The organism is Alkalibacillus silvisoli (genome assembly GCF_039521975.1).
Classification (GTDB): domain Bacteria; phylum Bacillota; class Bacilli; order Bacillales; family Alkalibacillaceae; genus Alkalibacillus; species Alkalibacillus silvisoli.
Map to the genome: position 1 here is coordinate 22,750 of NZ_BAAACZ010000014.1, position 16,267 is coordinate 39,016.

At 35.3% G+C, this 16,267-nt stretch carries 12 protein-coding genes; 5 read left to right on the forward strand and 7 right to left on the reverse strand.

Annotated elements, in window-relative coordinates; translation table 11 throughout:
• Nucleotides 1-7: 7 nt before the first annotated feature.
• The 4 genes from gap to ABDZ63_RS09090 all read right to left on the reverse strand — a co-directional run bounded on the left by gap (nucleotide 8) and on the right by ABDZ63_RS09090 (nucleotide 2,933).
• Nucleotides 8-1,015, reverse strand: a complete 1,008-nt coding sequence (gap, locus tag ABDZ63_RS09075) for a type I glyceraldehyde-3-phosphate dehydrogenase (RefSeq protein WP_343783244.1) — start codon at nucleotides 1,013-1,015, stop codon at nucleotides 8-10.
• Between the two features lie 36 nt (nucleotides 1,016-1,051).
• Complete coding sequence (locus ABDZ63_RS09080) at nucleotides 1,052-2,065, reverse strand: sugar-binding transcriptional regulator (protein ID WP_343783245.1); 1,014 nt, start codon at nucleotides 2,063-2,065, stop codon at nucleotides 1,052-1,054.
• A gap of 177 nt (nucleotides 2,066-2,242) precedes the next feature.
• Nucleotides 2,243-2,500, reverse strand: a complete 258-nt coding sequence (locus tag ABDZ63_RS09085; RefSeq protein WP_343783246.1) for a glutaredoxin family protein — start codon at nucleotides 2,498-2,500, stop codon at nucleotides 2,243-2,245.
• Nucleotides 2,490-2,933, reverse strand: a complete 444-nt coding sequence (locus ABDZ63_RS09090) for an ATP-binding protein (protein WP_343783247.1) — start codon at nucleotides 2,931-2,933, stop codon at nucleotides 2,490-2,492. Before ABDZ63_RS09090 ends, ABDZ63_RS09085 begins: the two co-directional genes overlap by 11 nt.
• Before the next feature lie 340 nt (nucleotides 2,934-3,273).
• On the opposite strand from ABDZ63_RS09090, the gene ABDZ63_RS09095 reads away from it, so the two are divergent.
• The 5 genes from ABDZ63_RS09095 (at nucleotide 3,274) to ABDZ63_RS09115 (ending at nucleotide 8,180) form a co-directional block, all read left to right on the forward strand.
• Nucleotides 3,274-3,408, forward strand: coding sequence for a YjcZ family sporulation protein (locus ABDZ63_RS09095; protein WP_343783248.1), 135 nt, complete (start codon nucleotides 3,274-3,276; stop codon nucleotides 3,406-3,408).
• 234 nt (nucleotides 3,409-3,642) lie between these two features.
• Nucleotides 3,643-4,332, forward strand: coding sequence for a response regulator transcription factor (locus tag ABDZ63_RS09100; RefSeq protein ID WP_343783249.1), 690 nt, complete (start codon nucleotides 3,643-3,645; stop codon nucleotides 4,330-4,332).
• Entirely contained in the window at nucleotides 4,329-5,336 is a 1,008-nt protein-coding gene (locus ABDZ63_RS09105; protein ID WP_343783250.1) for a sensor histidine kinase, read from the forward strand. The genes ABDZ63_RS09100 and ABDZ63_RS09105 overlap by 4 nt, the downstream gene beginning before the upstream one ends.
• Nucleotides 5,337-5,473: 137 nt before the next feature.
• A complete protein-coding gene (locus ABDZ63_RS09110) occupies nucleotides 5,474-6,235 on the forward strand; it encodes an ABC transporter ATP-binding protein (RefSeq protein ID WP_343783251.1) in 762 nt (253 codons plus the stop codon).
• A complete protein-coding gene (locus ABDZ63_RS09115; RefSeq protein ID WP_343783252.1) occupies nucleotides 6,225-8,180 on the forward strand; it encodes an ABC transporter permease in 1,956 nt (651 codons plus the stop codon). Before ABDZ63_RS09110 ends, ABDZ63_RS09115 begins: the two co-directional genes overlap by 11 nt.
• Nucleotides 8,181-8,504: 324 nt before the next feature.
• Here the strand turns inward: ABDZ63_RS09115 and ABDZ63_RS09120 are convergent, their stop codons facing one another.
• The 3 genes from ABDZ63_RS09120 to ABDZ63_RS09130 all read right to left on the reverse strand — a co-directional run bounded on the left by ABDZ63_RS09120 (nucleotide 8,505) and on the right by ABDZ63_RS09130 (nucleotide 16,243).
• Entirely contained in the window at nucleotides 8,505-9,158 is a 654-nt protein-coding gene (locus ABDZ63_RS09120; RefSeq protein ID WP_343783253.1) for a class A sortase, read from the reverse strand.
• A 63-nt stretch (nucleotides 9,159-9,221) separates the two neighbouring features.
• Entirely contained in the window at nucleotides 9,222-14,957 is a 5,736-nt protein-coding gene (locus tag ABDZ63_RS09125) for a Cna B-type domain-containing protein (protein WP_343783254.1), read from the reverse strand.
• Nucleotides 14,958-15,130: 173 nt separating this feature from the next.
• Nucleotides 15,131-16,243: a response regulator gene (locus ABDZ63_RS09130; RefSeq protein ID WP_343783255.1), complete on the reverse strand. Its 1,113-nt coding sequence runs from the start codon at nucleotides 16,241-16,243 to the stop codon at nucleotides 15,131-15,133.
• Nucleotides 16,244-16,267 lie beyond the last annotated feature (24 nt).

Below are 16,267 nucleotides of genomic sequence, written 5' to 3' on the forward strand. Positions count from 1 at the left end.
GCAACTTTTATAGGCCTTGCTCTGCCATATATACTGCTAGGTCAACACAACGATTGGAGTAACCAGACTCATTGTCATACCAAGCAACGACTTTAACCATGTTATCTTCCATAACTAATGTTGAGTCACCATCAATCACAGAAGAATGTGGGTCGCCGTTATAATCTGTAGAAACTAACTGTAGGTCGCTGTATCCAAGTACACCTTTTAGTTCATTTTCAGCTGAAGCTCTTAACGCTTCGTTTACTTCTTCAACACTCACATCTTTGTCTAGTTCTGCTGTTAAGTCAACTAATGATACGTTTGGTGTAGGTACACGCATCGCCATACCTGTTAGCTTACCATCAACCTCAGGAAGTACTTTACCCACTACTTCTGCTGCACCTGTAGATGTTGGGATAATGTTTTCACCAGCTGCACGCGCACGACGATAGTCTTTGTGAGGTAAGTCAAGAATTTGTTGGTCGTTTGTGTATGAGTGAACTGTTGTCATAATTCCACGCTTTAATCCGAACTTGTCACTTAGTACTTTAGCAACTGGCGCTAAGCAGTTTGTTGTACAAGAAGCATTTGAAACGACTGTATGCTCGTCTTTGTTATAATCTTCATGGTTTACACCCATTACAACTGTTAAGTCTTCTTGCTTAGCTGGAGCTGAGATGATGACTTTCTTAGCACCTGCATCAATGTGTTTCTTTGCATCTTCACGCTTTGTGAATAAACCTGTTGATTCAATAACGATATCAACACCTAAATCTCCCCAACCTAAATTCGCTGGGTCACGCTCTGACATAACATTAATCTCTTTACCACCAACAACAAGGTTCTCACCCTTCGTCTCTACATCTTCAGGCAGTTGCCCATGAACTGAATCATATTTAAGTAAATGTGCTAGCATGTTTGCATCTGTTAAGTCATTAATAGCTACTACTTCTACATTGTCATTATTTAGCGCAGCGCGGAATACACGTCTACCGATTCTTCCAAATCCGTTAATCCCTAATTTTACTGTCATAAAAAATGCCTCCTATATTAAATCTTAATTTATATATTATTGAAGTAAATGACGAGCAATCGCTTCATCAATCACTAATACATCACTTTCTCCCCATTTCAAATAAGCTGAAATGGCTTCACACTTAGATTTGCCACCTGCGACGGTAATAATATTGCTACGTTCTTTAAGACGATCTAAAGAAAGTCCGATTGAGTTAACTCTGTGTACAGTTTTCCCGTTTTTATCGAAGTAATAACCAAAAGATTCGCCAACAGCCCCATTTTCAGCAATTTTTGCAACTGTACTCTCTGAGGCCTTCCTTCTCTTCGCCATCGTTAAAGCATCACCAATCCCATGAATGACAAAGTCAGCTTGATTCATCTTCTCTAAAACTTCCAGGATCGTCGGCTCTTCTTGCATTTTGGCATGTAGTTCTTCACCGATTGAGTCTGGTACATATAAAAGTCGATATTGCCCATTCGCATGATGAGCCATTTTGACGCAAATCGAATTGGCTTGATACTCATGTAAGTCACCTAAGCCCCCTCTTGCTGGGACAAATAATGGCTTTACACCTTCAACCGGCTGTAAATAATCAGCAACAGCTGCCATCGTCGAACCACCAGTCACTGTCACAACAGGTTCATCAGTAAAGGATTGAACTAATATTGCTGCCGCTTCTTTACCTAATAAATGTTTAACATCTTTAGATTGATCTGCATCACCTGGGACTACTTTAACTTGATTGACTGGCAACCTTTGCATAAGCTGTCGTTCCATAAAGGTTAAATCAGAGCCTTCTTTTAACACTTGATGATAGCTTTCAATCACTTCTTTACCTTCATGTGTGATATACATACCTTTTGACGTCACATCAACTAAGTGCTGTTCATATAAAAACTCGATTTCACTACGCATTTGCCGTTCTGTTTTATCAAGACGTTCAGCTAAAGCACGCCTACCAACCGGTTCAGCTAAATCGATCGCTTTTAAGATGTTGTAGCGGTCATCCATCTTGCTTAATAAATCCGGTATTAGCTTCTGTTGAAATTCAAATATACGATGCAAAAAGACATCACCTTCTTCATGAGCTACTTTGCCTTAAGTCTTATGACAAAGCTTGTTCAATCGAACGACAACTATCCATGGACAATTAATGACCGTTACTTAGTCAAAAAACGTCCCACTAAAGCCAAAAAAATATGATACTTAAAGATTAGCAGAAGCAAGAGCATTTTTCAAACATTATGCTAAATGCTCCTGCAAGAATTGATCTAAAGTTGCAAAGGAGATTTCCTCCGCTGTTAACTCAACATCACCAGCTTTAATAACCGGTATAGTTAAAAAATACTTTTCTAATAGTTCATCGTACTGATAAATATTTTGTTCAATAATCGAAAAATTATAATCCAATTGTAAAATTTGCAGTAATTGCTTTACATCCTCACAAAGCTTACAATTATTTTTCGTATAAAAATAAACAATTGGCTTTTTAGAACTCATCTATCTCTACCCCTTCAAAGTTGTGAGAAGTATACCACTTCCGCAATAATAAATCATTTCCCTCTTTAGAATATACTAATTGATCCATAATTTGTGTCGTTAATTGAATACCCCTTCCTTGTTCTAAATGAACAACTGAGTCACGACAACTTTCATAGCACGTTTTCAAACTATCAGGGACTTGAAATCCCTTTCCTTCATCTTTCACTCGAACAAGCATCGATTCCTTTAAAAACAAAATCTTTATATGAATCTTTTTAGATGGATTCATTTTATTTCCATGCTTCCATGCATTCGTTGTCATTTCAAACAAAGATAAATCAACAAGCATCTGATCACCCGAAAAGCATTCAAATAACTTTTCATGAATCGTCTTTCTAATTGATCTAAACTCTGTTGGTGTATTTATAATAAACGCGTAATCTTCACTCAAGCTCTTCCACTCCATATCCTTTTCTCATCACACTTTATATACCTTACCTCATTTATCTTGATTTGAAACCATTTTCTATATAATTTATCTAAGGTGATTGTTTTCAAAAAAATTTATATCAATAAAATAGCCTAAAAAACTTCATCTCCCCTATACACTTATTATAATAAAAATCGCCAAAACCATTATATAAGAAAGACTTGTTTGATTAAATAGTCTGATATAAGGAGTCCGATAGGTTTGTACAACGTTATTAATGAGGAGAAAAATTTAAAATTAGGTCATACGCTCAAACAAAAAGAACAGTTACCCATACCTTAGTTCTTAGGAGGTGAAGTTCATGAGTGCAGGTTACGGATATGGCACAGGATTTGCCTTAGTTGTTGTGCTGTTTATTTTATTAATTATCGTTGGCGCCTCAGGTATGACTGGTATGGGTGCTGGCGGATTTGGTGGCTTTGGAGGGGGCTATTAAAGTTGAATTTTTTAACCACCTATAGTCCTTCTTCATCATATTTAAGGACGGATTAATGATGATCCGTCCTTAAATTCTTCACTAAAAATAATTTTTTATAACTCAACTCCAATTTTTTATATTTAATTTTAGCAATATTAATTAGTTCCTCTTCTAAGTCCAAGCCCCGTCTTCTAACATTCCCTATTTTTGGTATACTAGACTTAATACTAGTCAAAATCAGAAGGTGAATCTATGTTTAAATTACTAATCATTGAAGATGACGAAACACTTTACCATGAGATACAGGAACGGCTCACAAAGTGGTCTTATGACGTTCATGGAATACAAGATTTCGAGAAAGTGATTGAGGAATTCAGCAAAATGAAGCCCGATTTGGTCATTATCGATATTCAACTACCGAAGTATGATGGATTTCATTGGTGTCGGATCATTCGATCACACTCCAATGTTCCGATTATATTCTTATCATCACGCGACCACCCCACAGACATGGTCATGTCGATGCAGCTTGGGGCAGATGATTACATTCAAAAGCCGTTTCACTTCGATGTACTAATCGCCAAAATCCAAGCCACACTAAGGCGGGTTTATAACTACAATACTGACAATATCCAACTTAAAACTTGGTGCGATGCCACTATTGATTATGAGAAGAATACTGTTACTAATCAATACGGGACTATCGAACTAACTAAGAATGAAACCTATATTTTAAAAGAATTAATCGAACATAAAAATAAAATAGTAACCCGGGAGCAACTCATTCACAGCTTATGGGAAGACGAACGATTTATTAGTGATAATACCTTAACTGTAAACGTCAATCGATTACGAAAAAAGCTTGATGAGATTAGATTGGGACATTACATTGAAACAAAAGTAGGACAAGGCTACATCGCAAAGGAAGTGAAAAGTTCATGATAAGGAATTTTTTATCCGAACGATTGAGTTGGATCTTACTATTCATCTTTTTGCATGCTCTATTTTTGTTTATATCTTATGTTGATTCTCAAATTGCATTTGATTCAATCTTATATTATGCGTTTTTATCAAGCATCATTTTTTTGTTATTTTTAATCATCCGATATAAAAGGGAGACTAACTTTTACAAACAATTAGATGAACGCTTTAATTTCCTTGATGAATCAGTATTACCACAGCCAACAACACCATTTGAACGAATCGTTTCACACAATTTAACGCAACAAACCGAACAATTAAAACAAGTCGAATCTAAAAACCTTACCCACTTAGAAATGGAAAAAGATGAGCTACTATCTTGGATTCATGAAGTTAAATCCCCCTTAACAGCTATGCAGCTCATCATTGACCGAATTGAAGATCAATCGCTAAAAACCGACTTAAATTATGAATGGCTTCGAATTCACTTACTACTCGACCAACAATTACATAAAAAGCGAATGGATGTAATTGAAAATGACCTATATATTGAAAGAACAAAGCTCGAGCCGATCATTTATCAAGAGGTTAAAAATTTAAAATCATGGTGTATTCATAAGGGAATCGGATTTGATATTAATTTAAATAAAAATGAGGTTCTTGCTGATGGAAAGTGGCTTGCTTTTATCATTAGACAGCTATTATCCAATTCAGTAAAATATAGTGAAAACTCGGAGATCAGCTTAAGGAGTTACCAAGAGAACGAGCAAATTATACTCATAGTTCAAGACCATGGTCGTGGCATTGACACTAAAGATTTGCCGCGAATTTTTGAAAAAGGATTTACATCAACTGCCAAACACCAAGACAATTCAGCAACTGGTATGGGATTATACCTAACGCAACAAGTGGCTAATTCATTGAAAATCAAACTAAACGTTGAGTCAGTTCTGGGTGAAGGAACTACATTCACCCTCACCTTCCCTAAGAAAAATGAATTTGTGTATATCATAGAAGACATATAACCCACGTAATCCCCCCGAACTAATACGCATGTGACAAAAATGTCATATGCTTTTTTTAATTGTTAGGTAAAATGAAGGAAAAGAAACTACCTCCCCATATACAATGGGTTTAGATGAACAGAAAGGAGTCTTTTATAATGAGTCTACTTAAAGCTCAAAAAATTCATAAAAGCTATGGTAATAAATTTAATCGACAAGAAGTTCTAAAAGGAATTGACCTGACACTTGAACAAGGTGAATTCGTTAGTATTATGGGGGCATCTGGTTCGGGGAAAACAACACTACTTAATGTACTATCCTCTATCGACCAAGTGAGCCACGGAACAATTGAGGTTGAAGGGAATTTAATTACGAATATGAAATCGAAAAGGTTGGCCGAATTTCGTAAGCAACACCTTGGCTTCATCTTCCAAGAATATAATTTACTTGATACATTAACCGTCAAAGAAAATATCCTATTACCATTATCAATTCAAAATGTCTCGAAAAAAGAAGCAAATGAACGGTTCGAGAGCTTAGCTAAAGAACTTGGAATACATGATGTTCATGACAAATATCCGAATGAAATCTCAGGCGGCCAAAAACAACGTACATCAGCTGCCCGTGCCTTCATTCATGAACCGAGTATTATTTTTGCAGATGAGCCAACTGGGGCGCTTGACTCTAAATCAGCTTCCAACCTTCTAAATAAATTAAGTGAACTAAACAAAAATCGCCACGCCTCAATCATGATGGTGACACATGATCCGGTTGCAGCAAGTTACAGTAAACGCGTTATTTTTATTAAAGATGGGCAAATATACAGTCAACTTAACAAAGGCAATGAAGACAGACAAAGCTTCTTCCAAGACATAATGAAAACACAGGGTGTATTAGGTGGCGTGCAATATGAACATTAACCAACTCATCTTCAGAAATCTCAAGAAAAACTTAAGCAACTATTACCTTTACGTCTTTGCGTTAACATTTAGTGTGACCATTTACTTTGCCTTTGTGACGTTACAATACGACCCATCGATGGACCCAGCTACAGGATCAATTAAAGGGCAAGCTGCAGTTAGAGCTGGATCTATTTTACTGATTGTCATTGTTGGCGTTTTCTTAGTTTATGCCAATAGCTTATTTATTAAGCGACGAAGCAGTGAGATCGGTTTATTCCAATTAATCGGGATGACGAAGGGGCGCATTTTTAGAATATTAAGTGCCGAAAACTTTATATTGTATTTCACCTCTATGATCATTGGAATTGTACTTGGCTTTTCTATTTCAAAACTAATCGTCATGACTGTATTTAAGATCACCGGTGTTGAAGCAATTGCTACGTTAAATTTTTCCAAAGAAGCACTTGTTCAAACATTGCTTGTCTTTATTGGGATCTATTTACTGATCATGGTTATAAACTACTTTTTTATTAAGAAACAGAGCATTCTATCTTTGTTTCAAATTCGTTCATCATCAGAAATAAAAGTAAAACGCATGTCCATCTGGCAAGTGCTTATAGGAATTTTAGGAATTGGATTGATTGGTACAGGTTATTACGTTTCACAACTGTTATTTGGTGGGACTTTTATGTCTATTAATGAGTTATTTATGGCGATGGTATTTATATTAGCGTCTGTGATCATTGGAACGTATTTATTTTATAAAGGATCAGTTACGTTCATTTTCCAACTCATTCGTAAGCAACATAAAGGCTATCTAAACATTAACAAAGTCATGTCGTTATCATCGATTATGTTTAGAATGAAATCAAATGCGTTACTTCTAACAATTATTACAACGATTTCAGCTTTAGCGATTGGATTGTTAAGCTTAAGTTATATTGCTTACTACTCTGCTGAACAAAACGCTGAAGATTTCGTAGTTCATGACTTTTCTTTAGTTAATGAGGAATCTATTAAGGAATTCACTTCACATTTAGAAGAAAACAATATTGGTTACTCAATGAAACAAGTTGAAGTCATTCAATTTGAAACGGATGCATCTGACATACTTGAACTTGACATGGATGAGGATCCCACTATTACGATGGACCCAAGTGAGTTACCATTACCTCTTGTTAGTGATTCAAATTTCGAACATATGGACATTGAAAAAGGCGAAACCATATTAACTGGTTACTCGGATCTTATGATGCGTTTTATGACAATTAAAGATTCTGGAAATGTGATTTTAACTGGACAAAATAGCAAGTATGAATTAAAGCATACAGGTTTAAACGATGACTACCTCGTTTCATCCTACTTCACGAATGGCGGGGGAATGCCTATAGCTGTCGTTAATGACTCAACCTATCAAGAACTTAGAGGTGACCTTGACCCTGATTATCAAAGAGAATCATTAATGTTCACAGGAATTGATGTTAGTGAAGAGGATTTAGAACAAGCCAACGATCTATTTTTGAGTCACAATATAAATGAGTCGCTCGGTAACGATTCACAACTACAATCAAGCCAAAACCAAAAAATGAATATGGGGCTTAACATGTTTATCGTTGCATTCCTAGGACTGACATTCCTTGTTACATCGGGCTGTGTCCTTTATTTCAAGCAAATGGACGAAAGTGAAAGCGAGAGAGCAAGCTACACTACCTTAAGAAAACTAGGCTTCACTCAACTTGATTTATTAAAAGGAATTCAGACCAAACAACTATTTAACTTCGGGATCCCACTTGCGGTTGGCCTACTTCACAGTTACTTTGCTGTACAATCTGGCTGGTTTTTCTTCGGATCTGAAGTGTGGACACCAATGCTCATTGTCATGGGACTTTACACTGTTCTTTACTCGATCTTTGGTATGTTATCTGTCATTTACTACCGGAAAGTGATTAGTGAAGCACTTTAGGATAACTTATAAGAAGATATCTAGCTATACAAACTATGCAGAAAAGAAAAACCAAATTATGGTAATTTAAAAAAGTTTTTACTTTTTTTCGGAGTAGATTTTCTACTCCGATTTTTTATTTTTCCAATATTCTTCAATATCCGTATTCTTTTTCATAGCCTCGTTCATCTCTTGTTTAGCAGATTCTTTATAGATAGATGTCAGCGTAAGTTGTTGATTCCTTGATTAAATCGTCGCAGAAAAACGCTACGTCACTTCCCGCCGCTTAACTCCACAGGGCCGTTCGTTATCAAATCCGAGAAAAGGAATTAACATTAACTTCAATTATTCAAATAGATCATTTGAATAATTATAAGTATTAATTAGATCGCCGCTTACTTTTACTCTTTTATGAGGTTTACTTGGTATATCACAAGTCAGAAGAGTTATTTCATCCTGCCCACGGTCATTGATTAGTTCTGTTTCATTCTCCAGAACAGTTTCAGGGTCGTATAATTCATACTCGTAGACGTTTTCTTTATCTGTTACATAAACAATATCACCCTCTTGTAATCTAGGAACATCATGAAATAACAAGCCCTCTTCTTCCATTCTATGTCCCGCAATTGCATAATTACCTTTGCCCAACTCATCATATTCTCGCATTTCCCCAGCACCATGTAATAGGTTAGTTTCGTTGACACCTCCATAGATTGGTAACTTCAAACCTGTTCTTGGTATATATAAGAAAGCTACAGGGTTTCCTTCAAAGTTCAGGCTTTTTAAGACATCAAGACTGCTAGGCAGTTCATTTACTTCTTCGCTCTGCTCTCTAATGTTACGGTTTTCTTTTAATTCATTACTGTCCAAATTATTTATTTCATTTAGAGAACTGTTTATATTGTGATTTACGATGTAATTTTTCAAGAATGGTGTTGCAATTAATAAACTCCCAGTTAAAACGAGAAGTATAACAATGATGTTTCTCCATTTTTTCATTAACTTCGCTCCTTTTACAAAAGCCTAGCCACTAATGGCTAGGCCTTTGTTATAGGTCATGTATTATTCATTAGACTGTTTTCTTCTATTTGATAGAATCACTATTGTACCTGCTAAGGCAATCAATATAGCTCCTATTGTTATTGGTAGAGTACTAGAGCGATCTCCTGTTCTTGGGAAAATTGATTCGTCACTTTCTGACTCTACTAATTCAGCAATCTTTGTATTAGTAATCTTAAATCCTTTCTCTGTTTCATCAATCGTTACATCGTATCCCTCAACTGCAACCTCTTCGACACTATAGGTATGCTCTTTACCATTTTTATTATATTTTTCTAAATCCATAAAAACGTAGGACCATTGATCATCTGCTGAAACATCCACAGTTTTTATGATTTCCCCATCTCGTAACAAGTTAATGGTAATAAACTCAGGTCTATGTGCAGCTTCATCTTCTTTCCAGACCTTATTTACTTCAATTGACTTTAACCCAGAACGTGTATTTGTAATGTCGTATCCAGTTATTTCTGATACATATCCAGCTACATCTTGTTCTTCAACTGTATATTTATAAGGAAGACCCTCATCATCATATTGATCAAGCTCTGTAAAACTATATGTCCATTGATCATCAGCTGTAACTGTGGCTGTATCGATAACTGTGCCATTTTGTAACAGATCCACTTTAATTGATTTTGGTCTGTCTTCTGAATTGTCATCTTTCCACGTTTTAGTACCTGATACGTCAACTTCTCCAACACGTAGATTAGTAATATCAAAACCTTCTATTGATGTATCATAACCTTCTACTGAATTTTCCTCAACAGTAAATTGATATGCCTTGCCATTCTCATCATAAGCTTCTAAATCCTCAAACGTATATTTCCAATCGTTTGCTGATGTTAAATCTACTGTTTCAAAAAGCTCTCCATTTCTTAATAGTGTTACTGTTATAGAATCTGGTCGACTATCAGATTCACCGTCCAACCAACTTTTAGTCACTTCAATCGATCTTTGTTCCGACCGTGTATTCGTAATGTCAAACCCGTCTACTTCTGACTCATAACCAGGTACGTCTTGTTCGCTTACTGTATATTCGTAAAGAACACCTTCTTCATTATATTTATCAACGTTTGTAAAACTATATTCCCAGTTTTCCTCAGCTGTTACTTTTGCAGTATCTACAACTGTACCATTTTGCGATAAGTTAACTTTAATATACTCTGGTCGATCTTCTGGATTATCATCTTGCCACGTTTTCACTCCAGAAATGTCGGTATAGCCTACACGAACATTTGTAAGATCATGGCCATGTATAGAAGATTCATATCCTTCGATCGGTTCTTCTGAAATTGTATATTCGTATAGTACCCCTCTATCATCGAACTTCTCTAAACCTGCAAACTGATACTCCCAATTACTTTCTTCTGAAACCATTTGAGAATCAATTTCATCGCCGTTTTGTAAAAGATTAACCATTATTGATTCAGGCCTCTCAGAAGAATTGTCATCTTTCCACGTTTTGGTTCCTAAGACATCAGTTGTTCCGACTCGGAGATTTGTAATATTAAAACCATCTATTGTTGTTTCATAACCTTCTACCGGCTCTTCTTGAACAGTGTATTCATAAGCTATACCATTTTCGTCATATTGATCTAATCCTGCAAAACGATAATCCCAATTATCTTCTTCAGAAACCTCCATTGAATTAATGACTTCTCCATTCTGCAATAGGTTGACTGTAATAGATTCTGGACGATCAGGTGAGTTATCATCCAGCCAAACCTTATTTCCTTCAACTGAAGTTGTTCCAACACGTAAGTTAGTTATGTCGTAACCATCTACAATTGATTGATAACCGTCTACTGATTGTTCTTCAACCTGGTAGTCATATTCATTAAGTAAGTCATCAGTTTTTGGTAGATCAGTAAAGCTATACGTCCAATCAGTCTGTTCACTCACTTCAACTGTTTTATAGACATCCCCATCTTGCAAAAGGTCAACCTTAATCATTTCTGGTCGATCTTCAGAATCGCCATCTTTCCATATCTTCTCGCCACTAATTGTTTTAGTTTCAATTGCTGTGTTGTAAGCAGTAACCTCAACTGTTTCGGTTGCCTGTTCTCCAATAGTAAACGAAATAGGTTCTTCATCTAGTAAATACCCATCCGGTGATTCTGTTTCGATAAACTGATAATCACCAGGTTCCAACTGCTCTACGATAATACGTCCGTTTTCATCAGTTGTGTATGTGCCAATAGATGAAGACTCTCCTACTTGATACAACTCAAACACTGCACCTTCTAATGATGCGTTTATCTCTTCATCGATTTTCGTTAATTCAACTTGGTGAATAATTTCTTTATTCGTTACTTCTAATTCCGTTACGTCTTCATCAACAGTTACTGTCTGTTCGTCACTAATTCCAACGACATAACCTTCTGGAGCAGTCGTCTCTTTTAAAATGTAATCATCATATAATAAATTGTTAAAAGTAACGATTCCATCTTCATCTGTTGTTCCAGTACTTAGTAATGTTTGACCTGATGAATCATAAAGTTCAAATACAGCACCTTCCAACGTTTGTGAGCGGTCACCGTAGTCAACTTTTGTAATTTCTAAACTTCCGACTTCACCATCAATGCCGCCACCTATATTAGATAAATCAATCTGACTTGAATAAGAATCATCAGTTTCAACATTCTCTGTTTCGTCAGCTAAAAACTTAGCATCATTGGAGATATTGCCATCATCTTCATACAAGATATATGTGTCGTATTCTAGTACATAAGCACGGTCAATTGTTTCTTCTGTAAAATCGATCGTAAATGTCTGTTGACCATCATCATTCTCAGTAACATTTAAAGTGTAATCTTCACCTTCTTCTAGAAGATCATCAGAATCTTTATTAATACCTGCTTCTGTCACAGTCGTTCCATAAAGGTTAATTGTATCTTCTAACAGCGCTTGATTGATACTTGGTGTATCTTCAATTTGAAGATCTGTTACTGTTGACTGTGTGAAGTTAATATTTACATTCCAATTGACTATTCTTGGGTTCTCATTGTTTTGCGAAGCGTTTTTGTTCGTATACTCCCCACCATGAACTGGCTGTACAGACGCTTCCAATTCGTTTACTACTTCATTGTCATCTAATAAGGTGGCTTTATTATCGTAACTACCTTCTACTAACAAATCATTTAAATCTGTTGTATATTCAATGACATATGGTGAAGTAATATCACCTAATTCCACTCTAAAACCAGGTTCATCATCAGAATTAGTTACTTCAGTTATATTTGCAGTAGTTACTTCATCACCTTTGTCATAACCATTGGCATCACCTGTTAGTTCCATTTCATAAACTTTAACATTCTCAATATCAAAGTTTTGTTTGCCTAAAATGAAGTCTTCAACAATTGCTTCTTCAACAGTCGTTTGATTATAATTAACGCCAATTGTCCATGTGATTTCTTTAGTTACTGGATTATAACTAGCACCTTTAAAGCCATTGTTTTTTGTGTATTGATCTGGATCAAATGTTGCGCTTCCTTCTTTAACGATTACATCTGATCCGTTTTCTGGAATCCACTGAAGTGTAGCCTGATTCGTATATGTCACATCATTTGGGTTGACTTGATCAAAATCAATCTCTGTTGTGTATGTGATCATGACTTCCTTTGTAATGTCTTGGTTAAAATCAATTTCAATCTTTCTTTCATTCTCATTAAAACTATATGTGTAATCATAGATGGTTTCTCCACCATGCGTAACAACAACATCTTTCGGCGTAAATCCTTCAGGTAAAATGTCTGTAAACGTGACATTTTCCATAACGTGTTCATCTCTATTGATTAAAACACGCCAGTCAGTTTCTTTAGCTTTATAATCAGTATTACCTATGTGTGATTTAATCAATATACCTTGTTGAATATCTCTACTGCTTTCATATTCATTTTCAAATTCGTCAGAGATCGTATTTGTAATTGTTTCATTTCCATCAATTCGTTCGATGGCAGTTGTTTCATAAACTATTTTATAGGCTTGGTTAATGCTTTTGTTAAATTGAAAGTCAAAACCACTATCTGTCTCCTCAACCGTATAATCTTCAGAGTTTACATCGTTAGTACCTACCTCTTCCCCTGTATCGGGGTCGATATCCACTTGCAACACAACTAGACTATCATTAACAAATTGCTGGTTTTCACCGAAAACATCTGTTAATTTAGCTTCATCTTCAGCAATATCTTTTTCATCATAGTTATACTTAACTTCCCACTCTATTGTTTGAGTTACATTATCATAATCAGTTGAACTCTTCTCAAGTGGTTGACCACGATTAACGTCAACAGATGATGAAGCACTGACAGAGCCTACATTATCGCCATTTAAAGTTGCCTCATTACTATAAAGATCACCAGTGTTGTCATTGATTTCCGTATCATAAACAATTCTGTAAGCTGAATCGATATCACCGAGATTTAGCGGGAACGATTCACCAAAGTTATGATTTTCTATTAATTCAGTTTTGCTTTCATCAATAGTCCCATCAGCATTCATATATAGCATATAAACATCTAACGTACCATCAACAAAAGAGTGCTCGCCTTCGACAACATCAACAAGTGTCGCATTATTAATTTCTTGTAAATCTTTATTAAAATCAACTGTCCATGTTACAGTTTCTGTATTATAAGATTTATCAGGTACACCTTTCTTATCGATTGATGAACTTGAAGGAATAAACTTAATTGGATAAGTTATGTTACTTTCTCCTTCAATTGGAAAGCTAATCTCTGTCTCTGCTGCTCCCTTATAATGGGCATCAAACTCTGATTCTAAGTTAATATAACCTGATACATTGGAGTTTTCCTCAATCTCATTGTTAAAGGTTATTACAATCTCGTTATTATTTGTTACAACAAAAGACCCGAACTCTTCCCCAGCTTCATTACGTAACGGTGTAGACTCTGGGTTAGCTAGAACATTGAATACTTCTGGGATTTCAATAGTATATGTGGATCCATCTTTATAGTCGTGTCCATCAGGTAAAGCAAAGTTATAATTTAATTCCACTTTAAACTCATCATATGGATTGTCTACAGTTATTTCTTCACCAGGCTCTAATGTAGTAAACTCACCATTTTCATCTAACACAGAAAGTTCTACATCTGTAATAATATTTTCTTCAATAACAGTTCCTTCATTTGAAGAAAACACTTGCTGACTTTCTAAGTATTCTGTGTTATTTTGTTCTTCTGACTCTTTAGCCTCTGAGTCAATTGAGTCCTGCTCTTCCTCTAACGACTCAGTTTGAGAAGTCTCTTTCTCTGCTTCTTCATCTTCTTCGTGTTTTTTATCTTCTTGTTCTTCTAAGGCTTCTTCATCTTCTTCCATTAAATCAACAACAGCTTTAATCGAAAACACACCTTCAGATTCAGGATTGTTTTCAATTTCTTCATTAAAAACAATTTCTACAGTGCCATCTGTTGATGCTGTAAAAGTACCTACTTCATCCTCTTCTGATATAAGCATTCCGCTTTGATCTTCACTAATACTCACATCATCAGGAAGATCAAAGGATTCTGAGTAACCACTAACAGCCTCTAACCCTTTCATAGACCAGCTAATTAAAATATTAGATTGATCAGCCTTTTCTTTATTTTGTTCTATCGTGATATCTGTAACCACACTCCGTTCTGCGCCTTGCGAACGTGTTTCACCATTAATCCCCAATCCAAATGTGAAAGATTGAAAGACTAATAGAAATGTGAAAAATAATCCTAAAGTTCTTTTCATTTTGTACTCCCCTCTTTCTTCCAGTTTTATCTACAAGCATTGCAGATCTAAAACGCAAATAAGGATAGATTTACCAAAATAAAGTTACTATGTATTCATGTACAAAAACTGTACATAAGATTTCAAAAAAAAAAGAGCGCTCAACTCGAGTGCTCTAGAACTTTTAGGATTATTTAATTTTTCAACCAATTCTTATACCAACTCTTAATCTTATCACTAGGCTCAACACCTAATTCTTGTTCAGACATATACTCAAGTTGCTCATAATATTTCATAACCGAGGCACTATTACCTGTTGTTGCACATGTTTTCATCAATTCGAAATACCCTTCTTCTTCTAAAGGGAATCGTTGATAAATATCTAAAGCATGTTCCATTGCTTTATCAAAAATGCCATTTTCTCTATACCAATTTATCACCTTAATCTTGACAGTGATCCATAAAAACCTAAGCCGCAATTGCTCGTAATGAACCCAAGTATAATCAAAGCCTTGCAAATAATCGCCTTTAAATAATTTAACGACCCTCTCATAATGGTCAATTGTTTGCTCATCTATTGAATAGTTCTTCTCAATAAAATGATCAAAGACATCGGCATCCATTTGAACATCATGCAATTTAACACTATAACCATCACCTAAGTTTAATACTTTAATGTAATCATTTAAACTTTTAAAAGTTTTTCTAACTTGATAAATCGTTGTGTATAATTGTGTTGTTGCTTTACCCATTTCGAAATCTGGCCATAAAATCTCAATTAACTCTGCTTTACCCACCGTTCTATTTCGACAATGAATTAAATAATAAAAGAGTTGTTGAGCTTTAGTTGTTCTCCATTTTAAAGGGATCACCGTATCACCTTTATAGACTTTAGGCTCATAAAATAAATTAATGCTAATTTGTTCATTTATTTGTTCCTTACTTTCAATAAGTTGGTTCTTTATTCGATTTGTAGTTTTAGCTAGTCGTTCTAGTTTAACGGGTTTCAATAAGTAGTCTACTGCGTTTAATTCAAAAGCTTTCACAGCATATTCATTATAAGCAGAAACAAATACAATTTGTAAATGAGGGCTATGCTCTAACAATCTCTCGGCAAGTTCTATTCCATTTAAGCCTCGCATTTCAATATCAAGAAATAATACATCTATATCACTTCCTATTATTGCATCTTGGGCTTGATACGGGTCAGAAAACTTACCTAACACTTCATATTCTTTCGTTTGCAATAATTGATGTTCTAGATAATCTAATGCTAATGGTTCATCATCAATAAGTATAGATTTCACCTAACTCCCCCCTTATCGTTTTCT